The sequence below is a fragment of the Levilactobacillus sp. FUA 3915 genome (assembly GCF_044053135.1).
GTDB classification, from domain to species: domain Bacteria; phylum Bacillota; class Bacilli; order Lactobacillales; family Lactobacillaceae; genus Levilactobacillus; species Levilactobacillus lanxiensis.
In genome coordinates this window covers 2,665,353-2,691,302 of record NZ_CP168704.1, presented here as the reverse complement: position 1 = coordinate 2,691,302, position 25,950 = coordinate 2,665,353, and the positions used below count along the sequence as shown (strand labels likewise).

Genomic DNA, 25,950 nt, shown 5'->3' with positions numbered 1-25,950 from the left:
CCGGTACTCCCTTCTCTATCGTTTCGTTATCGCTATTATACCAGAAAAAATGGGGTAAATCGCGGGTGGCGAACATTTGTTCGCGACTGGCGAAATCCAGTCAAAAAGGGACCCGGCCATGAACGGTCGAATCCCTTAAAGCCCTTATTTACCAATGGTTTCCGTCTGAATCTCGTGGGTAAACGTCAACTGGTCGTCCGCCACATCAATGGTGATCAGACTGTTCGTTGGGATCTCACCCGCAATCAGTTTCCGGGCCAACGGCGTTTCCACGTGCGTGGTGATGAACCGTTGCAGTGGCCGGGCCCCATAGGCTGGCAGGTACCCCTTCTGGGCGATCCAGGCCTGAGCCGCCGGCGTGATGGTCAGGTCCAACTGCTGTTCGTGCAGCCGCGTGGCCAGATGGGCGATCAGCTTGACCACGATTTGTTGGACGTCGGCTAAGGACAGCGGCGTGAACATGATGGTCTCGTCGATCCGGTTCAAGAATTCTGGCCGGAAGTGGGCTTGCAGCAACTGCGCCACCTGTTTCTGAGCATCCCCGCTGATGTGTCCCTGGTCATCGGTCCCCTGTAGCAGCAGGTCCGACCCCAGGTTAGAGGTCATGATCAAAATGGTGTTCTTGAAGTCCACGGTCCGTCCCTGACTATCCGTCAAGCGCCCGTCGTCTAAGACCTGTAGCAACAGGTTAAAGACGTCCGGATGGGCCTTTTCCACTTCGTCAAACAACACGATGGTGTACGGGTTCCGCCGCACGGCCTCGGTCAATTGACCCCCTTCTTCGTAGCCGACGTAGCCCGGAGCCGCCCCGACTAACCGGGAGACGGATTCTTTTTCCATGTACTCGGACATGTCGATGCGCACCATGTGGTCTTCGCTATCAAAGAGGTTCTCGGCTAGGGCCTTGGCCAATTCCGTCTTCCCGACCCCGGTTGGGCCTAAGAAGAGGAAGGAGCCCAGTGGCTTGGTCGGGTCCTGCAGCCCAGCCCGGGAACGCAAGACGGCATCGGCGACAGCGGAGACGGCTTGGTCCTGGCCCACGACCCGGTCGTGTAACCGGTCGGCCAGTTTCAACAGCTTCTCCCGTTCGCCCTGGACCAACTTGGTCACGGGGATGCCGGTCATTCGACTCACGACCACGGCAATTTCATTTTCCGTGACGGATTCGGAGACCAGCCAATCTTGGTTCTGGTCCTGCTTTTCCAGATCGGCTAATTCCTTTTCTAAACGCGGAATCGTCCCGTGTTGAAGTTCGGCGGCCTTATTCAGGTCGTAGGCGGATTCGGCGTTGGCTAAATCGCGCTTGGCCGTGTCGAGCGCGGTCTTCTTGTCACCCACACTTTGGATGGCCGTCTTTTCCTGGTTCCAGCGGGCACTTAACTTGTCGACCTTTTCCTTGGTGTCGGCCAGTTCCTTGGTCAATTCCGTCAACCGCTGTTGCGAGGCCTCGTCAGTTTCCTGCTTCAGCGCGGTTTGTTCGACCTGCATCCGCATCATTTGCCGGCGAGCCTGGTCCAATTCCGTTGGGGCCGAATTCATTTCCACCCGAATGGAAGCCGACGCCTCATCGACCAGGTCAATGGCCTTGTCGGGCAGGAACCGGTCGGTCAGGTAGCGGTCGGATAACTTGGCCGCCGCAATCAACGCGTTGTCGTGAATCTTTACGCCGTGGTGAATTTCAAAGCGTTCCCGAATGCCCCGGAGAATCGTGACGGTATCCTCGACGCTAGGTTCGTTGACCAGCACGCGTTGGAACCGCCGAGCTAACGCCTTGTCCTGTTCCAAATACTGCCGGTATTCATCCAGCGTGGTGGCGCCAATCAGGTGGAGCTCACCCCGGGCCAGCATCGGCTTCAACAGGTTACCGGCATCCATGCTGCCCTCGGCCTTGCCCGCACCCACGATGTTGTGGATTTCATCGATGAACATGATGATCTGGCCTTCGCTCTTGGTGACTTCCTTCAAGACGGCCTTCAAACGTTCCTCAAATTCACCCCGGTACTTGGCACCGGCAATCAGGGCTCCCATGTCCAGGGAGAAGATCGTCTTGTCCTTCAAATTATCGGGCACATCCCCGCGCACGATGCGTTGGGCCAGCCCTTCTACGATGGCCGTCTTACCGACCCCGGCTTCCCCGATTAAAACGGGATTGTTCTTGGTCTTGCGTGACAGGATTCGAATCACGGATAGGATTTCTTCATCCCGCCCAATGATCGGGTCAATTTTGCCACTGCGCATGGCCTTGACCAGGTCGGTCCCGTATTTTTCTAAGGCCTTGTACTGGTCTTCTTGGTTCTTCGACGTCACCCGTTCGCCGCTACGCATCTTATCAACGGCGTTCTTGACCATTTGTTGCGTGATACCCTGGCTCTTCAGGTAGTCGGTCAGGCTTTCCCCGCCGAGTTGCATCAAGGCGATCACGACCACGTCCACGGCCATGAAGTCATCGTGGTAACTGTCCTTCACGGCATCGGCACGCTGTAACAAGTCTGTCAGGTTGCGGGAAAATTCCTGGCCGTACTGCACGCCGCTCCCGGAGACGGTACTGATACTGTCTAATTCGCGGTCCAATTCTGCATCCATGGCCGCGATGTCGACGCCGGCCGACGCTAAGATCTCGCGACCGAGTTCGCCGGGCTGCGTTAAGAATTTAAAAAGATGGGCCACGGTGACCTGTTGGTGCTTGCGGGTCATGGCGATCCGTTGGGCCTCCGTTAAGGCATCTGTTAAGGCTTGCGTCATTTTTTCTGGATTCATTGCATGTCCTCCTCATGGATTTAATCAAATTTCACTGTTCGTCATGAACTTAATCTTTTTATTTTCCCCGCGCACAACTGATCTTCACGGGTCGAAAAAAGAGGCAACCCTTAGGTTAACCTCCATTTTTCACTCATATTCTAACTGATTTTAATGCAAAATCAAAATAATTTGACCTATTTTGACCAATTAATTTATGCCTGTGCTTCGGCGAGTTGGGCAATCTTGATAATCACGTCAGTGGCCTTTTCCATGGTCTGTTCGGAAACGTATTCGAACCGGCCGTGCATGTTTTCCCCACCGGCAAACAGGTTAGGCGTTGGCAGACCCATGAAGGAGATCTTGGACCCATCAGTCCCCCCACGAACAGGGAAGATCAGTGGCTTGATGTCCAATTCTTCTAAGGCTTGCTTGGCCAGGTCAACGACGGTCATGTCCTTCTCGATGACTTCGCGCATGTTGTAGTACTGGTCCTTAATGGTCACAGCCACGCGGTCGGAACCGTAAGCCTTGTTCAATTGGTCAGCGACCCCTTGGAACAACTTCTTGCGGTCTTCAAAGATCTGACGGTCGTGGTCCCGGATGATGTAGCTCAGATGGGCGGAATCAACGGTTCCCTCCATGCTGTAGAGGTGGAAGAAGCCTTCGCGCCCTTCCGTGTTTTCTGGCCGGTCGTGTTCTGGCAGCATTGCGTGGAAGTCCATGGCCACTTGTGAGGCGTTGACCATGACCCCTTTAGCTTCGGCCGGGTGCACGTTGGTCCCCGTGATTTCGACCTGGGCATCGGCGGCGTTAAAGGTTTCGTATTCCAATTGGCCTAATGGGCCCCCATCGACCGTGTAGGCGATGTCGGCACCGAAGTCCTTGACGTCAAAGTGGTCGGCACCGGTCCCAATTTCTTCATCGGGTCCCAAGCCAATTTCAATTTCGCCGTGCTTGATTTCTGGATGAGCCAACAGGTATTCGGCGGATGCCATGATTTCAGCAACCCCGGACTTGTCGTCGGCACCCAACAAGGTACTGCCGTCCGTGGTGATCAGCGTGTCGCCCTGGTAGTTTTTCAAATTAGGGAAGACGGCTGGGTCCAACGTGTACTTGCCCGCGTCGTCCAACTTGATGACGGAATGGCCATCGTAGTTTTCAACGAACTGGGGGTTGATGTCAACACTGTTGAAATCGGCCGTGTCAAAGTGGGAAATGAACCCAAGTTTTTTCACCTGCTTGTCCGTGTTCGCGGGTAAGGTGGCGTAAACGTAACTGGATTGCGCGTTGATGTGCACATTGCTTAAACCAATGGCCTTCAAATCCTCTACCAGGCCTTCAGCGAATTTCGTCAACCGCTCGTTGGAAGGAACGGTCGTTGCGTTCGGCGTGGACCGGGTGTTGATCTTCACGTATTTCAGAAACCGGGGAATCAAATTTTCATACTTTGCCAAAATAAATCACTCCTCAATTAAGTTAACTTACCATTTCAGTGTACGCGTTTTCTTGCCTAAAGAAAAGTAAACGGGTCAGTATTTAACATGGAGGCCTGGACCGTGATCGGCCAGTCGTTCTCTGCCGCCCACTCCTGGAAAAGTTGGGTCAGGTGGGGCTTGCAGATGCTTTCGATGTGGTGCCCGGGGTCGATGACGTTCAGCCCCGCAGCCAGCATGTCGTGGCCGGGATGATACGAAATGTCGCCGGTCACGTAGGCATCGGCGCCCTTGGCCAGTGCCGCCTGATAGAACGGCCCACCGGAACCGCCTAAGACGGCGACCCGCTTGACCGGTGCATCTGGCGTCCGGCTGATGACCCGCAGACCACCGACATGAAAGACTTCCTTGCAGTACTGGGCAAACTCGACCACCGTCATGGCCTGGGCCAGGTCACCGATACGACCCATCATGATGTCTGGCGTGGCGGTACTGCCATTGCTAGGTACCAAGCCAGTGGTGTCCTGCAACTTGAGGGCGGCCGCTAACCAGTCGTTCATGCCGCCGGGCGCACTGTCCAAATTGGTATGGGCGCCGTACACCGTGATATCGTGCTTCAGCAGCGTGGCGTACATCTGGTTCTGGGGCACGCTCAGGTCAAGGTTCTTGGCCGGATGAAACATCATGGGGTGATGGGCAAAGATAAAGTCCGCGTCCTGGCGAATCGCCTCATCGACCACCTCGGGCCGCACGTCTAGCGTGACCAGCACCTTGTGGACCGGCGCATCCAGATTCCCCAGTTGTAGGCCGACCGGATCGCCCGGTTCTGCCCATGTCTTGGGAGCAAATTGTTCAAATCGTTCGACTAACTCACGCACCAACACGTTGCAAGACCTCCTTGATTTCACTGATTTTAGCTTTCAGGGATGCCACCTTTTCCGCGGGCACCTCGTTAGCGGATTCAACCTGTTGCAAGACGGCTTCGGTCCGGGCGAGTTCGCGTTGCCATTTCGCCACGAAGACGGGACTGTGGTCGGCTAACAAATACGGCCCAAAATGCAGGTCTTCTTCACCATACTGGGTCGGATTTTCCTGCCGGTCGGCAACCAAGATTTCGTAGTCGTGGCCGTCCTCACTGACCAGGTTCTCGGTGACCAGTTGAAAGCCGTGGGTCATCAAGAATTGCCGGACGTTAGACTCGCCCACGTTGGGCTGTAAGATCAGGCGTTGCACCCCGGCCAAACGGTCGAAGTCCTGCGTCAAAATCTGGGTAATCAGCGTGCCACCCATCCCGGCAATCGCCACCGTATCAATGTGGTCGGTGGGTTCGATGGCCTGAAGCCCATTGGCCAAGCGCGCCGTGATTTGGTCGCTCAGGTTTTCCTTGTGAATTTCGTGTTCAGCGTTCTTAAAGGGGCCCGGCACAACTTCACCGGCAACTCCGCTGGTAATGACGCCCCGTTTGGCCAGGTTGACTGGTAAATAGGCGTGGTCGGTGCCAATATCGGCAAGGCGGGCGCCCTGTGGGACATAGCTGGCAACTGTGGCCAGGCGTTGTGAGAGATGGTCTGCATCCATGGGGTAATCTTCCTTTCTGTGACGGGGCCGCCGTGGAGCTTGTTAATCACCGATAGGGCTGGTGACTGGGTGGCGGCGCCCGTGAATTCCTTATTAAGTATAAGCTACCAGCCGGCAATTGAATAGCCAGAATTGCTGGGTTTGCGTTTCAATTGTCACCTGCGGCTGCCAGGGGCTACGCCGGCTATGGGGCCGGTTCCAGCCTGAGAAGCGGGCTTCCACCTCGACTTGAAGCCACGCAAAGACCGCGCGTCTCCAAGATTGGCCCATGCTCTAGACTGAGAAGGCCGCTCAGTCTAGACCATCGACACAGCTGGCTCCGCCCCTGGCCCCCTCCGGTTAACATTGATGTGCAAATCAGCATTGCGTGTCTACAAATGCCTGTCCTCGGATGGGATTGCCGTGACTTAACGTTCCCGGCGGTGGGGTCAAGTCGCCCTGCTGTGGGGTCGGTTCCAGCCTGAGAAGCGGGCTTCCACCTCGACTTTGAGCCAAAGAGCGGTCTCAAAGGTCGTCCCATGCTCTAGTCTGAGAAAATCACTCAGTCAAGACCATCGACACAGCTGGTCGGCTTGACCCACCTCTGGTCACTCACATGGTATTTTTAACTAGCAATTGGCTTAGTGCTCAGCAATTTCCAGTGGTTCATCCCCATCAACCTGCCTATTTATATTCAATTTTTCTGGCTAACAGCGTTTACCTTAAGCTCTAAATACCAGTGGCATGACACAAACGTAGGAAAAGAATGACTCAAAAAAATTGCCTAATCTCAAAGATCAGACAATTTTACAAAAGGCGCTGCCAAATACTGGCATGGAACCTTTGTTTATTGCTACTTAATTTTCGTCATTCTTTCCGATTTGGAAAAGGATGGACTTGTATTCCCCTTATACATTGAGCCAGCACTGACGTACAGGACCTTCTTACTGTTCTTTTTAATTTTGATTGCCGGATATGATTTTGCTGATTTGCTGAATTTCCCTCTAACAAGGTAATGGTTACCCTTTTTAGTATACTGACACTTCGAAAGATTCATGTTGTATTGAGCACCTTCGAAGTGAATCGTTGACTTGTATGTCCTAATCCCCTCATATCGACGAAGATTAGAATTTTTGACCTTTTTCCCACCATAATTAAAGTATTTTGGTTCAAGCTTGGTTCTATAAAAGCTATGCTTCAAAAAAGATGGAACGCCCTTGTGCCAAGTGGCAGCTTGTGCGTTTGTATTCACAGTAAAAAGTGAAAATGATAGTCCAATAATAGCGAAAGAACAAAGCGTGATTTTTTTGATATTCATGATGACCCTCCTTTATAATATTGCGACACAACTATTTTATCATTAATGCCAAGCATTCGCGATAACCTAGGTAGAAAGCCCATCCTCCGTATATCCCATACCGCAAAAAGAAGGCGTCCGCCATCCCCCATGTCAGGGACAGCGAACGCCTTTCATAATTATCTCGTTAAAGCTTTAAGTTACTTCTGATTCCGACGCGTTGGTTGCGCGTTGTCTTCGTCATTTACCGGTGCCTCACTCATTTTCGAGTAGGGGTACGGGTACGTGATCTTCATCACGGCTGGCATCACGATTGGTAATAGGATGACCAGCAGGATGATCCCGATAATCACGGCCAAGGCAATTTGAATCAGCGTCATGACCCCGGAAGGAATCAAGGCGGCAAACGTCCCACTCAGGATGACCCCGGCGGAAATGACGACCGTCCCAATCACCGTGGCAGCACGCAGCATCTTGTCGCTGGTTGCGCCCGGCTCGTGCAGGTATTCCCGGTACTTCCGCATCAGGAAGATCGAGTAGTCGACCCCTAAGGAAATTAGCATGACAAACGTGAAGAATGGTGTGTTCCACGTCAACATGTCGGTCCCCAGCACGGGATCTACTAACCAGTGAACAATGGTTAAGGACCCAGAATAGGCCAGCAGTAAGATCCCTTCGATAACGATCGGTTGAACCAGTGAACGGGTAACCACCATCAGTGCGACAAAGATGCCGGCTAACATGATAATGACCGTCCGCGTAAAGTCACTGGAAGCCATTTCGTTGATATCGTTGGTCTGCGAAGTGTTCCCACCAAAGGCAACCTTGGCGCCACTCAGGCTGGTTCCCTTCAACGAACCGGTCACGACCTTTTCCAATTGTGGTAAGCGGGCCATGGCAGCGGCGGAACTTGGGTCGTCATCCAACACGACCGTCAGCTTCGTGATCTTCTTGTTCGGCGCCATGTAGGTGTCCAGCGAATCCTTAAACGTGCTCCCGTGCAACTGCTTGTTGGGGATGTAGAACGTTTCGGCAGCCGCGGACTTTTGCAGGCCCTTCAGGTAAACGTTGGCCGTACCGACCCCGCTGGAGACCTGCGTCAACCCGGTGCTAGCGGAGGTCAGGCCCTTGCGTAAGGCGGTCAGTTGCTTACTCATCGCAGCTAACTTCTCCGCCATGGTCTGGTTGCCGGCCGCCACTTGACTGGCCCCGGAAACCAAACTTGGCATCTTGCCGTTGATGGTAAACATGGCGCTGGACAATTGGCTCGTGGCGCTAGCTAACTGCGTGCTCTGGGCGCTGGCCGATTGTAAGGCGGTCGCGGCACCCGGTAAGACCACGTTAGACTTTTGTGCCAAGGTGGCCACGGCACTTTGCAGCGTGGCCGTGGAGCCTTGCAACGATTGTAATTGACCGGCGACACTCTGGTCGGCCGAGCCGATGGCTGAGGCGTCACTGCCGATTTGGGTCAGTGAGCTGCTCAGTGAGGATTTCAACTGCGTTTGTGCAGCGGTTTGCTTTTGTAAGACGCCGGCTAAGACCTGCTTCTGAGCGGCAGACAAGGGTACCCCCTGCGCGCTGAAAGCTGCGGCGACGGAACTGGCACTGACGCTTGGCAAATTGCCAACAGAACTCTTGATGTTCTGAAGTTGCGTGGCAATGTCTTGCGTCTTCGTGCCGATGGTGGACAGGGAACTCGTCACACCACTGGTGCTGGTAGAACTAGCGGACACTTGGGTGTTCAATTGTTGAATGGCCGCGTTCAACTGTGGCAAAGCGGCTTCCAATTGGGCTAACTGAGCAGCCTGTTGGCCTCCGGATGCAGAGGACACCTGACTGTTCAGCGAGTTGACCCCGGTCGAAACCTGAGAAATGGCTGACTGCAGTTGAGAAGTCCCGGTGCTAACTTCTTGGGCACCGGACGCCAGCTTGTTGGCATCCTTCACGGCCCCGGAAACATTTTGCTTGCTGAGTTGGCTATTGGCCGACTTCAGGCCTTTATTGACCTTGTTGACACCCTTTTGGGCCTTGACCAAGCCGCTCGTGACCGAACTCATTTGATTCCGGACGTACAACTCTTTGATGGCCTTCCCACCGGGTTGGGTAACGGAGGCCACGGTCTTGACACCGGTCGAAGCCTGGAGTTGCTTCGTCAGGCGGTCAACCAGTAACAGGGATTTTTCGTTGTCTAATTTATGATTACTTTGAATGTAAATCGTGGTGGGTTCGGCTGTCCCTTTGGAGAAATGATTCTGAACAATCTTGAACCCTTGCTTGGCGGGAACGTTATCCCCGATTTCAACCAAGTTATCATAGTCCAGTGTCCCGTGAGACGAGAGGGCTAACGGAATGAAGACGATTCCGGTCACAATCAAGGTAATGACCGGTCGAATCATGGCGTGCTTGGCCATTCCGTGCCAGAGGCGGCTATCGCCCTCACCCTGGAACTTCTTGATGGGCCAGAATAGGTGCTTGCCACAGATAGCCATGAAGAATGGGTTCAGCGTCAGGAGCACGGCCAGTAAGACCACGACCCCGACGGCAATCCCGACGGCGGACTTGTACAGTGAGAAGTTGGCAAAGCCCAGCACACTCATCCCAATTAAGACGGACAAGCCGGAATAGAGCACCGTGCGACCACCAATCTTAATGGCTTCCTTGGTCGCGGTGAATTTATCCTTCCCACTCGCGAGTCGCTCTCGGAACTCGTTATATAGCAGGATGTTGTAGTCGGTCCCAATCCCAAATAACACGATGACGATGAAGACTTCCGTGAAGTTCGAGAACGGGAAGTTGAACCGGTCAACCAGGTTGGCGACCACGGAGATGGACGTGATCACGGAAACCCCGACCGTCAAGAGGGAGAAGAGTGGCGTCACGGGTGACCGGAAGACTAACCAGAGCACCAGGAAGATAAAAATGGCAGCAATGATTTCCGTCTTCTGAACCCCGGCCTGCGTGGCATCGGAGAAGTCTTGGTTCAAGACATCCGCCCCGGTCACGTAGGTCTTCACCCCGCTGGTCTTAGCCAGCTTGGTGATTTGTGAACGAATTGATGAAACGGAGTGACGCGAGCTCTTGTGCACGTTCAGCTGTAAAAGTTGCGTACTCTTGTCCTTGGAAATCAGCTGAGACGCCGCCGTTGAGCTATCACTAGCCGCGGTCATCGACCGAATTTGATAGCGGTCTTCATGGTTCTTGATTCGTTGAATGGTCTGATCAATCTGGGTATTCTGCGAATTCGTTAAGGCAGAATCACCATTGCTAAAGACCACCACGACGGCAGTGGTGCCACGTTGCGAGCGGCCCCACTGCTTTTGCATGTTGGTGGCACGCGTACTTTGGTAACTGCTGGGCACGGTAATTTGCCCCTTGTCAGCCACCAATTTGCTCATGTTTGGAATCGTGACGACGGCTAAGATCACGATGACCAGCCAGCCGATAACGTTCCAGATGTAGTGCTTATTCATCCAGCGCACGGGAAAACCTCCTAAAAAATTTAAAAATAATTATTAAATAGTTGCTGATAAATTTCGTTTCCGCCGGCAAATTCAATCTGGCCTGCTGTGGGGACCGGCCCCAGCCTGAGAAGGTTCCCCAGTCACGACCATCGACACAGCTGACCAGCTTGATTCGCCTCTGGTCACTGACACTGATTATTGATTTCCTGTCAGTCGGACCGACTTCTTACAACTCTGATTGGTTCAGTTCGACAGAAACTTGTTCACTCGGCAATTAACCTACCGCTTTATACGATTCCATCGATAATCATTGTGCCCATTCATTTAACCTTGCTATTTCATCTAGCCGTTAATTTGTCGGGCGCTGATTAACGATCCAGGTCGTCCAGTCCAATTCCAGCGGTTGATTCTCTGAAGTTGGCAGGACATCCCCGATGCTTAACGTGGCCAGTTGCTGGCGGAAACGCTGCTCGGCATTGCCGAAGACGGCTAAGACGTTGGCCACCGGCTGCGAATCCTTGAGGTCCTTTAAGCCATAGGTCTGCATGAAGGCGTCCTTTTGATCGAAGTCAAAGACCTTCTTGACCAGGCCGCTATTCTTCACGAAGGATGACGCCCCCTCAATCGCATTGAACACGTCTAACAACGTAATCGCATGCGGGTCGCGGGTCAACACGATGCCACCATCACGGCCGGCCGTCGTCTTCACGATGTCGGCGCTGGCTAGTTTTTGGACGATTTTTTTCAAATAACTGGTCGAAATTCCCAGTCGTTCCGCTACCAATCGACTATGTAGGGGAATCTTGCGGTCCTGCACGCCCAGTAACGCGACAATGCAGAGGGCCTGTTCCAAACTCGGTTTGGCTTTCACAACGCACCTCCTTTCTAGACAAAAGTTTGTGAAATCAGAAATTCTAAACGAGATACATTATATCCCCTTTAAGCAAAATTTCAAGACTTTTGACCCAATAAATGACATCTATGACGATTATTCCTTTATGTAAACGATTTCAGAACCGCTATGGTTGCTAAACGTTGGACCACCGGCTTTTCTATCAGTCCATCTCGTCCTTTGCCGCTCTAATTCAAGGCAAAAAGTTCGCGATTTTTAAGAAAGTTGGTCCGTCTCGACAACCACCACTAACTCCCGTGAAGCAATCCCCAACACCCCCGATTATGCCAGAAGTTAATGAGCAAAGTCGGCCGTCATTTCCACTAAAAACGAAAAAATCCCCACAACAACTGTCTCGTTGTCGTGAGGATTGGGTATCTCTATTCCAAAAAGTCTTTTAATTGCTTGCTTCGTGATGGGTGGCGTAACTTCCGCAGCGCCTTGGCTTCGATTTGACGAATCCGTTCACGAGTAACCCCGAAGACCTTGCCGACTTCTTCCAAAGTCCGCGTCCGGCCATCGTCCAAGCCAAACCGTAACCGCAAGACGTTCTCTTCCCGGTCAGTCAGGGTGTCCAAGACACTTTCCAACTGTTCCTTTAAGAGTTCGTAGGCAGCGTGGTCGGCAGGACTCGTGGCGTCTTGGTCTTCAATGAAGTCACCCAGGTGAGAGTCGTCCTCTTCACCAATTGGGGTTTCCAAGGAAACGGGTTCTTGCGCGATCTTCAAGATCTCACGAACCTTTTCCGTTGGCATGTCCATTTCGGCCCCAATTTCTTCAGGCGTTGGTTCCCGCCCTAAGTCTTGGAGTAATTGCCGTTGAATCCGGATTAACTTGTTAATGGTTTCAACCATGTGGACGGGGATCCGAATGGTCCGCGCTTGGTCAGCAATGGCCCGTGTAATGGCTTGCCGAATCCACCAAGTGGCGTAGGTTGAGAACTTGAATCCTTTCCGGTAGTCGAATTTCTCGACGGCCTTCATCAGACCCATGTTTCCTTCTTGGATCAGGTCCAGGAATTGCATCCCCCGACCCACGTACCGCTTCGCAATAGAAACAACCAGCCGTAAGTTGGCTTCGGCTAATTCTTGCTTGGCTTCTTCTTCACCGTTTTCAATCCGCAAGGCTAAGGCGACTTCTTCGTCCGCCGTTAACAGGTTGACCCGGCCGATTTCTTTCAAATACATCCGGACAGGGTCGTTGATCTTGACCCCAGTGGTCGTGGAGGCTTCCTTTAATTCTTTCTTGGAAACGGCCTTTTGGGCTTTAACGGCCCGTGCATCTGGCTCACCCTTAGCATCAACCACGCTGATTCCGGCATCGGAAATGGTTTCAAGTAACTTATCCATCTGCTTAGCATCCAGCGTGTACGGCGTGGCCACCTTATCCGTCAGGTCATCGTACGTGATGTGCCCGAGTTTCTTGTTGTCTTTGATTAAGGCGCGCACCGTCTTGTTGTATGCTTTCTGGTCAAACATTGGTTGATCCGTGGTCTTTTTTGCCATTAAAATACCCCCTAGACTAAAGTTGCTTGTTCGCTTGGCGCTGTTGCTCCAGTTGAACAATCTCAATGACTAATTGCCGTTGTTGTTCGGCATCTCCGAGTCGCGAGGCCTGCGCCAGTTGATTTTTCTTCTGGCGGAGTTGTTCCTCGACCGGAGCCTCATCCATAATGATTGCTAAATAGTCATCAATCTCACGCGGGGTGACCGCCGCGTAAGTTGCCGTTTCTAAATCGATGACGATCTGCTGCAGCCGGTCTTCCTTTAAGAAGTCCGTGAACTGCGCAGTACGGTAGGTTTGATGCGTTTGGAAATAACCTTGGGCCAAGGTGTAGATCACTTGATAATCATCGTGCACAAAGCTGAACCCGTCAATGTTGCTGACCTTTGCCCAGACATTGCGGTCATGGAGCAAGCGGACCAGTAACAGGCGTTCGGCCCGTTCGAGTCGCGTCAGTGGCCGTTGCTGTTGATGCACGGTCACCGGCGACTCGGGCGGCGCGACTTGTGCTTGGGCAGCTTGCCGGGGGCGCTCACGTTCTTGCTTGGCCGCGGAATCCCGCTGCGTTTGCTTGAGCTGCGCCTGTAAGGCTGCCTTGTCGATGTGAAACTCGTTGGCGACTTGGTTTAAATACATATCCAGCTCAACGGGTTCTTGGACCTGGGCCAACAGCGGCATGATCTGATTCACATAATCCAATTGCTCGCTGTCGGTATCCAGTGCCCGGTTACGCCGTAAGAACCGCAGATTGAACTGCAGGGGCGGCTCCTTGGCCGTCGTCAGCATTTGGCGAAAGGCCTCATCACCGTGCGCCCGGCGGTACTCGTCGGGGTCTTGCCCCTCTGGTAACTGAATGACGCTTAGATTCAGGTGACTGTGCTGTCCCAACAGTGTCAACGCCCGGGAGATGGCCCGTTGACCGGGTTCATCTCCATCGTAACACACGTTGAGCTTATCCGTGGTTCGTTCGATTGCGTAAATCTGCTCGGTGGTCAGGCTGGTCCCCATGGAGGCGATGCCGTTGTTCACCCCCGCTTGGGTGGCGGAAATGACATCCATGTAGCCTTCAAACAGGGTGACTTCCCCCGCTTGCCGAATGGCTGGACGCGCCAGATCAAAGTTGAATAACAACCGACTCTTGTTAAACAGCGGCGTTTCTGGGCTGTTTAAGTATTTCGGTTGGTCATCAGCCTTTTTGATCAGACGCCCCGAGAAGGCCACCACGTGCCCACTGGCATTCCGCAGGGGAAACATCGCCCGCTCCGTAAAGCGGTCGCGTAACTCCCCTTCGGCATTTTCAATGAAGAGACCCGATTGACGCAGCAGTTGGTAGTCACTCTCATGCTGGTCAAAAAAGGGCTTTAAGAGGCGTTGGCTGGGGGCAAACCCCAGTTGATAGATCTCAATGGTCTCATCCGTCAAACCCCGGTCATGCAGGTAATTCAGCGCTGGTTCACCCGCCTCGGTGTTCACCAAGATGTGGTGGTAAAGTTTGGCCGCTTGTTCCTGCAGATCGATGAGTTGACTGGTCTTGGAATCCATCTTGGGCCCCGCCGCGTCCTGGCGGTACTCGCTGTCGAGGTCGACGTGACTAAAGTCAGCGACCTTGACGACGGCCTCGGGAAAGCTGACATGTTCTAGTTCCATCAGAAACTTGAATACGTTGCCCCCGCGGCCACAACTAAAACAGTGAAAGATCTGCTTGTCTTCCGAGACGGAAAACGAGGGCGTCCGTTCCTCATGAAAGGGACAGAGACCAAACAGATTTTTCCCGGACTTCTTGAGCTGGACGTACTGGCCGACCACATCAGCAATGTTGGTCGCCGTTCGCACCGTTTCAATCACGTCTTCGGGTATCTTCGCCACACCATCACTCCCTTACCGTGAATCCCGTTGCGCCCGTAGCCTTGAAAAGTCGCACCCCGGCAATCCGACAAGTGCGACTCTTTAATTGGCCCTACGTGCGTAAAAATACACTATACATACTACTCCTATTACAGCTGGTGTCAACACTTGTGACTCACGTTTGCCGGGAAAACCACCCCCGCTTGTGAAAAGTCTGCCGGTGTCCGACGCCCCTATTTACCCCGCTGGGTCAACCAGTTGGCATAGGTCCAGGTGCCGATAACCAGGCCAATCACGCCTATAAGCAACGCGGCAGTGCCAATGTCCGCCCCCAAAAGGCCAGCGGTTAAGAAAAAGACCAGGCCACAGACGAAGCCCAGACGTGCGCCCAACAAGTTGGTCTTGCGCCAGACGACCGGTGAGGCATACGTTTGGGGAAACCGAATTCCCACGTAATGGTTGCGTGGCACGTAGGCCAGAACCAGCGCCCCGACGGAAAATAAAAAGCCCAGCAGTGCTAGACTCTCCGCCGGATTCTGAGGGCTAAATGCCCGGGGTGTCAGGAGATACAGCAGGCCATACACGCTGAAGGTCACGTTCAGGTCCAAGCGAATGTGATCGACGGTTCTGGCATTGCTTCCCTTCTTCACGACCAATGGCCCGTAGTCCATTAACACGGCAATGATACTAATGATAAACAACGTCCGTAACGAGAGCGCTACCCAGTGAATCTTGGCCAGTTGTAACACCCACAAGACGGCCAAGACGCCTAAGTTGCCCCACACAAACCGGCTCAACTCGCCATGGGTAAATCGTGGTAATAGCATGTTCCCATCCCATTTCCGTGCTCACTGAAAGTTGCAGGAGCACTAGTTTAGAACTGACAACGCCTTGATGCAAGTAAACTGACTTCCTACGCGCCACCTGGACCAGCAAGCCAGCGTCCAGGCAATTGCTCGTGCACGCCGCACAGGCCCGCGTTAACCACCCGCCAGCCCCACAGATAGCAACGGTTAACTCCTGGTAAGCACACCAGCCTCACCTCCTAGTCGTTAAATTGCTTACAGTGTAGGGCCACTGTGTCGACATGGCCGGCCAGACTCACCAGTAACGACTGGAACCGAACAAACGGTGACAAGTCCAGTTAAGGGTAAACAAAAAACGTCCGCCACACCCCATTGCTGGGGATGACGAACGTTTCGCAAACGCAGTAATTTATTTAACGACCAATTGGTCCAAGTCACCCAAGGTCAACGCTAAGGTTGCCAAGTGGCTCAGTTCAGTTAACCGGTTGTTCCGAACGGCATCGTTCTTGTCCATGACCATCGTGGCTTCAAAGTAAGCGGCAATGGTTGGTTGGATGTCAGCCAGGCTAGCGTACAGAGCATCTAAGCCCTTGCCAGCGGCGGCAGCCACTTCGGCAACGCCCTTGTCCAGGGCACCTTCACTGTCATTTTCAAACAGTTTGGCATCAACCGTGGCATCGGCCAATTCGGCTGGGGCTTTTTGGGCCAAACGAATCACCCGCGTCAGGGATTCGATGACGGCCTTGAAGTTGTCATCAGCGGCATGGCTGGCCAAAATGTCAGCAGCCGTGAAGATCTGCAGGACGTCACTGCTGGAGCCGGCGGTCACGGCATCGATGATGTCATGACGTTGCTTAGCGGAACGCAAGATTTTGCGGATCCGGTCCTTGATGAAGGTCACCATGGCGTCGATTTGACTAGCTTGGTCCAGCTTAGGAGCCACGTTAGCCGTGTCTTCGGCAGCGATAAAGTCACTGGCTAATTCAGCGACTGGTAAGGACCACTTCTGGTCACGCGCAATCCGCACGATCCCGGTTGCCTGACGCCGCAAAGCGTAAGGGTCATTGGAACCGCTAGGAATCATGCCAGCAGCGAAGAAGGTCAAGATGCTATCGAACTTGTCAGCCAAGGCCAAGACAGCACCCGGAACGGATTCTGGTAAGGCCCCATCGGCTGAGATGGGTTCGTAGTGTTCGCGAACGGCTTGGGCAACGGCTGGGTCTTCGCCTTGCAGTAAGGCGTATTTCTCACCCATGACCCCTTGGAGTTCGGCGAATTCACCGACCATCCCGGTGACCAGGTCAAACTTGTAGATTTCGCTGGCACGTAAGGCGGCCTTGGTTTGGGCATCGTTTAAGTCGAAATGCTTCGCCAAGACGCTCACAATCGCCGTCACGCGGGACATCTTTTCGGCCATCGTACTGATCTTGTCGTGGAAGCTAACGGACTTGAGCCGTTCCACGTAATCGGCGATGGTCTTCTTTTGGTCTTCCGTGTAGAAGAACATGGCGTCTTCCAAACGGGCCGTCAGAACCTTTTCGTTCCCGGCAACCACGTTTTGGAGGTCATGGTCGTTCCCGTTACGAACGGAGATGAAGTTAGGCAAGAGCTTGCCGCTAGCATCGCGCGCGTAGAAGAACCGTTGGTGGTCACGCATAGAGGTGATCAGGACTTCTTCGGGGATGGTCAGGTACTTCTCGTCGAAGCTGCCTTCAAAGGCCGTTGGCCATTCAACCAGGTTGTTGACTTCTTCCAACAGGCCAGCGTCAATGTTGACCGTCCAGCTGTGGTCGGCCGCAATCTTTTCAATCTGTTGCTTGATCAAGGCCTTGCGCTTGTCGGCATCGGCAATGACAAATTGGGCGGTTAAGTCGGCTTCGTAGTCGGCAGCCGTGGCAACGTCCACGTCGGTCCCTAAGAAACGGTGACCGCGGGTGTTGCGACCGGTCGTGACGTCCAGGATGCTGAACGGAATCACATCGGCATCTAACAGCGCCACGATCCACCGAATTGGCCGAACGTATTCGAAGTGATGGGTGCTCCACTTCATCATGGTTGGGAAGGTCATCGCCGTGATGACGTCCTTCAAGCCTGCCAAGACGGCGGCAACGGGTTCGCCGGCAATAAACTTGTCGACGTAAACGTATTCGGTCCCCTTGATTTCCTTAAAGGTGATGTCGTCTGGGGTCAGACCTTGGCCACGGGTAAACCCGATAGCGGCCTTCGTCCAGTTACCATCGGCATCTTGGGCGATCTTCTTAGCGGGACCCTTGACGGATTCGCTGATGTCTTCTTGCTTGTCGGCTAAACCACTGATTTGGATGGCTAAGCGCCGGGGAGTGGAGAATGGCTTAATGTCCGTGTAGTCTACCCGTTGTTCCTTTAAATAGTCAGCCGTGCGCTTGACCAGTTGTTTGATAGCTGGCGTCACCACGTGGGCTGGCATTTCTTCTAGTCCAATTTCAAGTAAAAATGTGTGTGCCATTATTTTTTGGCCTCCTCATCGTCTGCTAATAGTTTTGCACGTAAGGCTTCATCCTTGACCAATGGGAACCCACGCTTCTTCCGTTCAGCAACGAAGGCGCGTGCCACGGCCCGGGCCATGTTCCGGATGCGAGACAGGTAGCCGGCCCGTTCGGTAACGGAAACGGCGCCCCGCGCATCGAGCAGGTTAAAGGTATGGCTACACTTCAGGATGTAATCGTAAGCTGGGTGCACCAGGCCATTGGCGATTTGCTTCTTGGCTTCGTCTTCGTATTCGTCGAAGTGGCGGAGCAACATGTCTTGGTTACTTTCTTCGAAACTGTACTTGGAGTGTTCGTATTCAGGTTCCTTGAAGATGTCCCCGTACTTCACGCCATCGGCCCATTCCAGGTCGAAGACGGAGTTGACGTCTTGGACGTAGGAAGCTAATCGTTCCAACCCATAGGTCACTTCGGATGTGACGGGATCAACTTCCATCCCCCCAACAACTTGGAAGTAGGTGAACTGGGTGATTTCCATCCCGTCCAACCAAACTTCCCAACCAACACCGGCACAACCCATGGATGGGTTTTCCCAGTTGTCTTCAACGAACCGGATATCATGTTCGAGGGGGTTGATGCCGAGTTCCTTCAAACTGTTCAGGTAAAGTTCCTGAATGTTATCGGGTGAAGGCTTCATGATCACTTGGAACTGGTGATGTTGGTATAACCGGTTAGGGTTTTCCCCGTAACGACCATCGGCTGGACGGCGTGAAGGTTCAACGTAAGCGGCGTTCCAAGGTTCTGGTCCGATCGCCCGTAAGAAGGTGTAAGGACTCATGGTCCCGGCCCCTTTTTCAGTATCGTAAGCTTGCATCAGCATGCAGCCCTGTGCGGACCAGTACTGTTGTAACTTTAAAATGATTGCTTGCATGGACAGTTTTTCTGTCATGGGTGCTGTTTCCTCCTTAAATTTCAAACAAATAAGCGCAAAAAAATCCCCACGAGAATTCACCGAGGCAAATTCACGTAGGGACGAAAAAATTTTCGCGGTTCCACCCTACTTCTAGTCACAGACTGACTAGCAGCTTACTTGGAAACGACTCCGAATGTGCCAACCCACAGCACCCGTTATCCGGCTAACACTACCCCGGACTCGCTGAGAACAACCACTGCGTTTTTCATTCATCATAATCGACTTATTTAACTGAGTTTTATGATAGTCGTCTGGGGTGGGGTTGTCAATGGATTTAGGGGAAACGGTGTTAATCCGTGTTGGCGGCACACAATCGCCTCGTGCGGGGGCGCATAAGTATCCTATTGCCATCGAATACTAATCAGCGTGCGTTTCTTTCGCTAGCATCAAAGCTTAGCCTAAAAAGCACATTCACCCGCTCAAACCGAGCGGTCGAATGTGCTTCACAACGATTAAATTTCGCGGAAAAATTTCTTAAAGCCAAATAGTTTATCGATTCGAGCTTCATACTCGGCTGGAATCTCCAAGTCAACGGCCTTTAAGTTATTCTGTAGCTGGGCCGGCTTGCTGGCCCCGATGATCAGACTGGAGATACGCGCATCCCGTTTATCCCAGGCCAACGCAAAGGTTGCCAGGTCCGTATCCAATTCTGCGGCCATCTTGGCGAGCTCTGCCACCTTCGCCAAGTTTTCTGGCACTAGTTGGGCCTGAAGGTCTGGTTGGAACGTGCCGCGAGACCCGGCCGGTGTGGGCTGGCCCTGACGGTATTTCCCAGTCAATAGGCCCTGCGCCAATGGTGAGAATGGGACGACGCCCAACCCAAGTTCGCCGCACAGATCCAATAGTTCATGTTCAATGTAGCGGTCAAACATGTTGTACTCTGGTTGGACCACGGTGATTGGGTGTAACCCCCGTTTTTGAATGATCAGCTCTGCCTTTAAAATTTGTACCGGCGTCCATTCGCTGACCCCATAATAGAGGATTTTACCTTGATCAACCAGGCCACTCAGAGTCGTCAGGGTTTCCGCTAACGGCGTCTGGGAGTCGAAGCGGTGGCAGAAATACAGGTCCAAGTAATCCGTCTGGAGATTGGTCAGCGACTGGTCAATGGACTCGGTGATGTGTTTCCGTGAGAGACCACGGTCATTAACGCCACGGTCCGATGGGAAGAAAACCTTGCTGGAAACCACCAATTCCTTGCGGGGAAACTGTTGGAGGGCCTTGCCCAAGAAACGTTCAGCGGCCCCGCGACTATACACATCCGCGCAGTCGAAATAGTTGATGCCACTTTCATAGGCCAGTTTGATGCTCTGGGCGGCCAGGTCCTGTTTGGCGGCATCACTGACATCCGTGAGCCAGCTTCCCAAGGCTAATTCACTGACGCGTAAGCCTGATTTGCCTAATTGCCGATACTTCATATGTAAGAACTCCCTTTATGTTAAAATAATAAGAATTTGATTAAAATTCAATATGAAGTTAGTTTACCACGACTACGGCAACTGGCCCATTGATTTGTTAGCGATTAAGCCAGGCCACGCCGATTTTCCCAATAAACCCCGACAATGGCGGGCAGCGTAATGGCCATGACCGGATAGAACCAGATCCATGGCAGGAAGGTCGTGATAACCCCCGCCAACATCGGGCCCAGCGTCATCCCTAGGTCAATCCCGATGTAAAACGTACTGTTGGCCAAACCCCGGTCGGCCTTGGGGACCAGCGTCAGTGACTTGGCCTGGCAAATAGAAAACATCAGCCCATAGCCGGCAGCTAAACCAACGGCGCCAACAATCAGCATGGCCCAGTTGTCCATATCGGTCAGCCCCACGATGCCGATCAGGTTGCACCCCAGGCAGATCCAGAAGAATTTTTTAAATGGCACCCGGTCAAAGGCATCCCGCAGGATCAGCCGCATCGCCAACAGGACTAACGCGTAGACGGGGAAAAAGGCCCCCGCCGGAATGGCAAAGCCCCGGTGAAAGACGTAACTCACGATGTACGTTTGCGTGGCAAAGTATGGTAGCGAGAACAACAAGAGAATGGCCGCCACCGGCACGACTTTGGGTTGAACCAGCCGTAACTTTTCGTGCTGACCCTTGCTTTTGCGGTAATCGGGATGGGGCACACTCTTATCCCCAACAAACTGAATCGTCAGGAGCAACAGAATAATGAAGCCTGTCGCCACCCAGAAAACACTGCGGTACCCAAAGTGATGGTACAAAAACACACTCACGGCGGGGCCAATCGCCATGCCCAAGGCATTTGCAATCCCGTAGATACCCATCCCCGCGCCGATGCGGTCGGCTGGTAACAGGCTGGCCATCCAGGTCGCCATGCAAACGGAACATAGCGTGTAGCCAATCCCGTTGACGACCCGCCACAGCATGATCAGCGGCACCGCCGTAGAAACCCCGTACCCAATGCAGGCAACCAAAATAAATCCGGCGCCGATTGAGCTTAAGCGATACTTAGAAAAACGGTCGGTCAGATTCCCTGCCAACGGCCGGAGAATCAGCGATGTCAGGTTCATCATCCCGGCAACGATTCCGGCCAAAACACTGTTAGCCCCTACATTACTTGAGAAGCCCGCGATAATGGGATTGACCAGCATGGGACTCATCAAAAAGAAGAAGCTAGCGGCTAAAACTAATTTAACATCCTTCGTGTATAAGCGTGTTTTCACACGACCTCAGTTCCTTTCCAAATTTTGACCGATCCGACCGAGCATCGCCAATAATTGTTGCTGCTCGGCGGGCGTGAACCCGGTAAATAACGCCTGACTGGTCGTCTTGATGTGCGCATTTAACTGTTGAAGCTTGTCCTGCCCAGCTGGCGTTAACGCAACCAACTTGGCTCGGCCATCAGCAGGATTCGGTTGTAAGACTAACAGCTGTCGGTCGACCAGGCGTTTAACCATGAGTCGAGCTGTCTGGTGGGTCACCTGCTGTTGTTCTTTGAAATCCGTAATCGTTCCCGCGGGATGGTCCGTAAAGAATCGAAGGGCATCCGCTTGCGCACTCGTTAACGATAGGTTCCGGACAAAGAGATTTCGTTGGTGGCGAATCTGTCGCCCCAACAAAACTAATTTCCAAGAAACCAATTGGTCACTGTTCATGTCATCACCTCACTGATTATTATACAGCTAGCTGTATTATTTTGAAAGTGAGTATTTGTTTTCTATGGATGGTTCAACTGTGAAAACAGCTAGAAAGGAAACTCATCCATTGTAGGTTTGCTAAAACAGGTTCTCGTTGCTTGTGGCGTCACCCTTCACCAGCTAAAGCTTGAAGGGTGACAGCTAAATATTCCGGACCCAATTAAAATACAGATCAAAAAGAAAATGGCGCCCTCGATTTCTGAGGGCGCCATCTTCTTTCCATCCAACGATAGTCAAATTCTCCATTCGCTAGGCCAAAACAGAGCCATCATGATCCAGGTTCAATAGCACAGAGTACTTCACAAACTGATCTGAACGTTCCGGGACCAGGAAGCTAAAACGCGCAGATTGTTGGCGTTGTCGATAGCTGTTAGGAATCACCAGGAAGCGCAACGTCACATCTTTCACCGACGGCTGCCGCCATTCCTTCTCTGTGTAATACCGTCCATTGGGATGTTGCATGCCGCGCGATTGATTACTGATGCTATATGGGATGTTTAGCCACATATTTTCAATCATATTTAAATTATTGGCGTGAAAACCGTAGTTAGCTGGTTTTATCGACTGCATTAATAAGTGCAGCGTGACTTCCTTACCGTCTGTAACTGTCCGCTGCGTAGCCGTCAGCATTTTGAACTGAGCTTTCCGGCTGCCGCTCCATTGATGCGGCTGAACAACTTGCTCGACCACTGGCTTGGTCGTCACACCGCGATTTACTCGTTGAAATTGCCAAGCACCCCCTAGAATTAAACCGACAATTATCAGCAATCCTCCAATAAAACGCTGTCGTTTTTTCATCATCCAATGGTCCCCGCTTCAACCCGTAGCTGTTGATCCGCCACGGCGGCCACGAAAGCCTGATCATGTGAGGCAATCACCAGCGTGCTCCCACCGGCTTGTAATTGTTTTATGTAGGCAATTAACTTTTTAATGCTAGCCGCGTCCAATGCATTCGTGGGCTCATCCAAGACAATCAGCTCACTTTTCCCTAAGACAGCCTGGGCAATTCCCAATTTTTGCTTCATCCCTAGTGAAAAGTGGCGCACCTTAGCAGAATGCGAAGTCGGCAAGTCAAATTCCGTTAATAGGTCTAGCAGCTCACCCTCTGTCACGCCCGGTATCAGATCAGCAATCAATTGCAGATTAGTCAACGCCGAAAACTCTGGGAGTACACTGGGAGTCTCAATCATGATTCCTGCCGTTATCGGATAAACTTGACCGACCTTGATGGGTGTTTGTTTGACCCTGATAGTCCCTTGCGCTTTCATCAAGCCTAGCATGGCTTTTAAGATGAGCGTCTTGCCAGAACCGTTAATGCCCGTCAGCGCCGTGATTGCGCCCGCTTCAATTTCCAATGAAACGTCTCGTAAGACTGGCTGGTGGTCGAAGTGTTTGCTCACATTTTTCATTTGAATAAGTGCCATGCTCTTCCCCCTTAGCTATCGCGCCAATCAATCAGCCAACATAACGCTATAATCGCCACTCCCCAGCCCAAGCATACGACTAAAGCAGCTGGCCAATGACTGCCAAATGGAGCCAAGTGCGTGTACTTAAAAAATGGCGAGGCTGGTTGCTGTAGTAAATCTAAGCTGACCACTTCCAACAACCAGATACCTAGTATGGCCATAATCTTTTTGCGCAATGACCAGTACAAAATCAGACTGAGGGTGACAAAGAATCCTTGATGCATACCTAATTGTAAGCATCCCCACAGGACAACTTTTACAGCCGCCCAGTGACCTAAAAAATAACTTCGACATAATAGACTGCCCGTCCACAGTCCCCATAGCATCCCCTGCATGATGCCATTTTGGTTCAACAATTGCCAAAACCAAACCCGTTTGCGACCAACGCGACCATAATCCAGTAACCGATAGTCAAATAAACTGAGGCTCGCCATCAAACAAAGAGGCAAATAGATCGTACTGAAGAGCCGACTGTTAAACAGATAGGCATAAACAGTGGGTGCGGTTACCCCTGGTTGAAACGTTTCTCGTAGCAGGGCCGCTACAAAGAGGCTCATGCTCAAAATGATCAAACTACTGCTACGCCAACGCAACCGCAACTGGTGAGACTGTTGTCGCCAGAGTCTACGCATAAAGGTATCGCCGCCAGCCAACTGTCATCACCCCCAGAGTGACAACACCTAAACCTAACGTCAGGAGCACCAACGTTAGTCCTTTCACACTGGCATTAGCCGATTCCTTCAACAGATTAGCGGGTGCCAAACTGTGAGGCAACCAGTTGAAGGCGTCCACCATCAGCAGGCCAATCTGTCCGAACACCATACTCCCGAACGCCACAAACGGCTTAGTCGTAAAAAAGCTTAGGCCCGTGACCAGGCACGACAACAAGGCGCCCCAGACAAAGACCAGGCCAATCGACAACAGCGCATGCCAGAACGGATGCGCATAGTACAACCCCACATTGATCGTATTATCATGAACCACTAAAACGTTGCTATGTAGGAGATTATCTGGCTGTAAATTTGGCAGGACTAGTAAATAAGCCAGCAAGTTCATGACTAACGGCCCACTCACGACCAAACCGCCTAAAATAAACGACCAGCCAAAATATCCCCGGAAAATTGCTTTTACCGACCGTTTCATCCGCAACTGGTAATGAAAGCCATTGCGCAGATCCTGTTGCAACAAACTCCCCACCGGCAACACTGCCAATAGCGGTAGCAAGAGATAATACGCCATCGCAAGTGCACTAAAATTATCAATCCCGATCCACTCCGTATAGGGCGACAAAAAGAACGGATTGTGCCCACTTATTTGAGACAACTTCTGCAAGAATTGTCCCATCGCCAAACTAACCGCCAGTCCAAACGCCACGATGAGCCAGCGTCGGTTTAAGCGGTGCCAAATCATCCCCAAATTAGTCTCCCCCAGTGACCACCAACACTTGCCGGTCATTTTCTAAAAAGCGTATCTCCAGAATAGCATGCCGAAAGACAATCGCCTACCTTAATCATATCCACCCACTAAGAGACTATTTCTCATATTGATTTTACGAATTGAGCATCCACCCGCCAACTATTCTGTGCTAACGATTGGTTTGTGCTAAATTTAATCTTAATTTTACTGGGAGGTGGCCTCTTTTGGACATTTGGGAACAGCTCTACCAGGCGGCGAAACCGCTCTACCACCCGGAAGCCGTCAATGAGTTTATCTATGCGCACAACGTGGTCTGTGCGTTGCAAAGTAAGTCTGGCCAAATTTTCACAGGATTTTGTATCGAGGGCCTGTCTGGCACCCTCAACCTTTGCGCTGAGCGGGTCGCGTTACTCAGCATGTACACGACCAGTGGCGAAACGGAAGTCCAACGCCTAATCGCCTTTCGTGACGCGCCGCCAACCGGCATCAGTGGCATGCCCTGTGGTGTTTGTCGCGAAACTCTCTTGCAGTTTTCACCCAACAACCGCCACACCCAGATCATGGCCGACTACGCGACCAGGCGGACCGTCACCCTCGATGACCTCCTCCCAGACTGGTGGGGCGATATCAAGACAAGTTAGCGTATACAAAAAATACCGTTCAGAATTTTCCAATGGAGAAGCTGAACGGTATTTTCTGTTGAAAGACTTTTAACGCAATCCTCAAATATAGTTGAAAACTAGTTTCCAATCGTTAAAACTTAAAAATCGTTTCCAGTCAGTGCTTAGGATCCCGCGTCACCTTCAATTTAAATCCAAGCGGCTAATCATCCCTCACTTTGCTTATCTATCAAAAACTGCAACACTATCAATTACACATGTCATATAACGCCGAATTGAATATTTACTTAACAGTGGGTAAATACTATAATTAATCTTATCAA

General features: G+C 52.2%; 20 protein-coding genes. 1 reads left to right on the top strand and 19 read right to left on the bottom strand.

Going from position 1 to position 25,950, the window contains the following annotated elements:
• Positions 1-144 precede the first annotated feature (144 nt).
• The 19 genes from clpB to ACEPST_RS12350 all read right to left on the bottom strand — a co-directional run bounded on the left by clpB (position 145) and on the right by ACEPST_RS12350 (position 25,007).
• Entirely contained in the window at positions 145-2,757 is a 2,613-nt protein-coding gene (gene clpB, locus ACEPST_RS12440) for an ATP-dependent chaperone ClpB (protein ID WP_204121626.1), read from the bottom strand.
• A 194-nt stretch (positions 2,758-2,951) separates the two neighbouring features.
• Entirely contained in the window at positions 2,952-4,193 is a 1,242-nt protein-coding gene (gene pepT / locus ACEPST_RS12435) for a peptidase T (RefSeq protein ID WP_203638114.1), read from the bottom strand.
• Between the two features lie 56 nt (positions 4,194-4,249).
• Positions 4,250-5,056 carry a Nif3-like dinuclear metal center hexameric protein gene (locus ACEPST_RS12430; protein ID WP_203645627.1) on the bottom strand — a complete coding sequence of 269 codons (807 nt, stop codon included), beginning with the start codon at positions 5,054-5,056 and terminating at the stop codon, positions 4,250-4,252.
• The gene (locus tag ACEPST_RS12425; RefSeq protein ID WP_204121625.1) at positions 5,043-5,750 is read right to left on the bottom strand and encodes a tRNA (adenine(22)-N(1))-methyltransferase; all 708 of its coding nucleotides are present in this window, start codon (positions 5,748-5,750) and stop codon (positions 5,043-5,045) included. The genes ACEPST_RS12430 and ACEPST_RS12425 overlap by 14 nt, the downstream gene beginning before the upstream one ends.
• A gap of 832 nt (positions 5,751-6,582) precedes the next feature.
• Positions 6,583-7,047, bottom strand: a complete 465-nt coding sequence (locus ACEPST_RS12420; RefSeq protein ID WP_204121624.1) for a hypothetical protein — start codon at positions 7,045-7,047, stop codon at positions 6,583-6,585.
• Positions 7,048-7,226: 179 nt separating this feature from the next.
• A complete protein-coding gene (locus ACEPST_RS12415; RefSeq protein ID WP_395391015.1) occupies positions 7,227-10,496 on the bottom strand; it encodes an MMPL family transporter in 3,270 nt (1,089 codons plus the stop codon).
• A 340-nt stretch (positions 10,497-10,836) separates the two neighbouring features.
• A complete protein-coding gene (locus tag ACEPST_RS12410) occupies positions 10,837-11,358 on the bottom strand; it encodes an RrF2 family transcriptional regulator (protein ID WP_204121622.1) in 522 nt (173 codons plus the stop codon).
• Between the two features lie 401 nt (positions 11,359-11,759).
• The gene (gene rpoD, locus ACEPST_RS12405) at positions 11,760-12,890 is read right to left on the bottom strand and encodes an RNA polymerase sigma factor RpoD (RefSeq protein WP_373306110.1); all 1,131 of its coding nucleotides are present in this window, start codon (positions 12,888-12,890) and stop codon (positions 11,760-11,762) included.
• Between the two features lie 10 nt (positions 12,891-12,900).
• The gene (gene dnaG, locus ACEPST_RS12400) at positions 12,901-14,748 is read right to left on the bottom strand and encodes a DNA primase (RefSeq protein WP_204121621.1); all 1,848 of its coding nucleotides are present in this window, start codon (positions 14,746-14,748) and stop codon (positions 12,901-12,903) included.
• Positions 14,749-14,960: 212 nt separating this feature from the next.
• Complete coding sequence (locus tag ACEPST_RS12395) at positions 14,961-15,554, bottom strand: SdpI family protein (protein ID WP_204121620.1); 594 nt, start codon at positions 15,552-15,554, stop codon at positions 14,961-14,963.
• A 388-nt stretch (positions 15,555-15,942) separates the two neighbouring features.
• Positions 15,943-18,018, bottom strand: coding sequence for a glycine--tRNA ligase subunit beta (gene glyS / locus ACEPST_RS12390; protein WP_204121619.1), 2,076 nt, complete (start codon positions 18,016-18,018; stop codon positions 15,943-15,945).
• A complete protein-coding gene (glyQ, locus tag ACEPST_RS12385) occupies positions 18,018-18,947 on the bottom strand; it encodes a glycine--tRNA ligase subunit alpha (RefSeq protein ID WP_125762738.1) in 930 nt (309 codons plus the stop codon). The genes glyS and glyQ overlap by 1 nt, the downstream gene beginning before the upstream one ends.
• 476 nt (positions 18,948-19,423) lie before the next feature.
• Positions 19,424-20,389, bottom strand: a complete 966-nt coding sequence (locus ACEPST_RS12380) for an aldo/keto reductase family protein (RefSeq protein ID WP_204121618.1) — start codon at positions 20,387-20,389, stop codon at positions 19,424-19,426.
• Between the two features lie 104 nt (positions 20,390-20,493).
• The gene (locus ACEPST_RS12375; protein WP_204121617.1) at positions 20,494-21,651 is read right to left on the bottom strand and encodes an MFS transporter; all 1,158 of its coding nucleotides are present in this window, start codon (positions 21,649-21,651) and stop codon (positions 20,494-20,496) included.
• A gap of 6 nt (positions 21,652-21,657) precedes the next feature.
• Complete coding sequence (locus ACEPST_RS12370) at positions 21,658-22,083, bottom strand: MarR family winged helix-turn-helix transcriptional regulator (protein WP_203645595.1); 426 nt, start codon at positions 22,081-22,083, stop codon at positions 21,658-21,660.
• 291 nt (positions 22,084-22,374) lie between these two features.
• The gene (locus tag ACEPST_RS12365; RefSeq protein WP_204121615.1) at positions 22,375-22,926 is read right to left on the bottom strand and encodes a hypothetical protein; all 552 of its coding nucleotides are present in this window, start codon (positions 22,924-22,926) and stop codon (positions 22,375-22,377) included.
• Positions 22,923-23,549, bottom strand: coding sequence for an ATP-binding cassette domain-containing protein (locus tag ACEPST_RS12360; RefSeq protein WP_204121614.1), 627 nt, complete (start codon positions 23,547-23,549; stop codon positions 22,923-22,925). The genes ACEPST_RS12365 and ACEPST_RS12360 overlap by 4 nt, the downstream gene beginning before the upstream one ends.
• 11 nt (positions 23,550-23,560) lie before the next feature.
• The gene (locus tag ACEPST_RS12355; RefSeq protein WP_204121613.1) at positions 23,561-24,223 is read right to left on the bottom strand and encodes a hypothetical protein; all 663 of its coding nucleotides are present in this window, start codon (positions 24,221-24,223) and stop codon (positions 23,561-23,563) included.
• Complete coding sequence (locus ACEPST_RS12350; protein WP_204121612.1) at positions 24,216-25,007, bottom strand: hypothetical protein; 792 nt, start codon at positions 25,005-25,007, stop codon at positions 24,216-24,218. The genes ACEPST_RS12355 and ACEPST_RS12350 overlap by 8 nt, the downstream gene beginning before the upstream one ends.
• A 224-nt stretch (positions 25,008-25,231) precedes the next feature.
• On the opposite strand from ACEPST_RS12350, the gene ACEPST_RS12345 reads away from it, so the two are divergent.
• Positions 25,232-25,648, top strand: coding sequence for a cytidine deaminase family protein (locus ACEPST_RS12345; RefSeq protein ID WP_204121611.1), 417 nt, complete (start codon positions 25,232-25,234; stop codon positions 25,646-25,648).
• Positions 25,649-25,950: the final 302 nt, after the last annotated feature.

Excerpts from the sequence above, each read along its gene's own strand:
- clpB (WP_204121626.1), bottom strand. The coding sequence starts at position 2,757 with ATGAATCCAGAAAAAATGACGCAAGCCTTAACAGATGCCTTAACGGAG.
- ACEPST_RS12425 (WP_204121625.1), bottom strand. The coding sequence starts at position 5,750 with ATGGATGCAGACCATCTCTCACAACGCCTGGCCACAGTTGCCAGCTAT.
- ACEPST_RS12420 (WP_204121624.1), bottom strand. The coding sequence starts at position 7,047 with ATGAATATCAAAAAAATCACGCTTTGTTCTTTCGCTATTATTGGACTA.
- ACEPST_RS12415 (WP_395391015.1), bottom strand. The coding sequence starts at position 10,496 with ATGAATAAGCACTACATCTGGAACGTTATCGGCTGGCTGGTCATCGTG.
- ACEPST_RS12395 (WP_204121620.1), bottom strand. The coding sequence starts at position 15,554 with ATGCTATTACCACGATTTACCCATGGCGAGTTGAGCCGGTTTGTGTGG.
- glyS (WP_204121619.1), bottom strand. The coding sequence starts at position 18,018 with ATGGCACACACATTTTTACTTGAAATTGGACTAGAAGAAATGCCAGCC.
- glyQ (WP_125762738.1), bottom strand. The coding sequence starts at position 18,947 with ATGACAGAAAAACTGTCCATGCAAGCAATCATTTTAAAGTTACAACAG.
- ACEPST_RS12380 (WP_204121618.1), bottom strand. The coding sequence starts at position 20,389 with ATGAAGTATCGGCAATTAGGCAAATCAGGCTTACGCGTCAGTGAATTA.
- ACEPST_RS12370 (WP_203645595.1), bottom strand. The coding sequence starts at position 22,083 with ATGAACAGTGACCAATTGGTTTCTTGGAAATTAGTTTTGTTGGGGCGA.
- ACEPST_RS12365 (WP_204121615.1), bottom strand. The coding sequence starts at position 22,926 with ATGATGAAAAAACGACAGCGTTTTATTGGAGGATTGCTGATAATTGTC.
- ACEPST_RS12360 (WP_204121614.1), bottom strand. The coding sequence starts at position 23,549 with ATGGCACTTATTCAAATGAAAAATGTGAGCAAACACTTCGACCACCAG.
- ACEPST_RS12355 (WP_204121613.1), bottom strand. The coding sequence starts at position 24,223 with ATGCGTAGACTCTGGCGACAACAGTCTCACCAGTTGCGGTTGCGTTGG.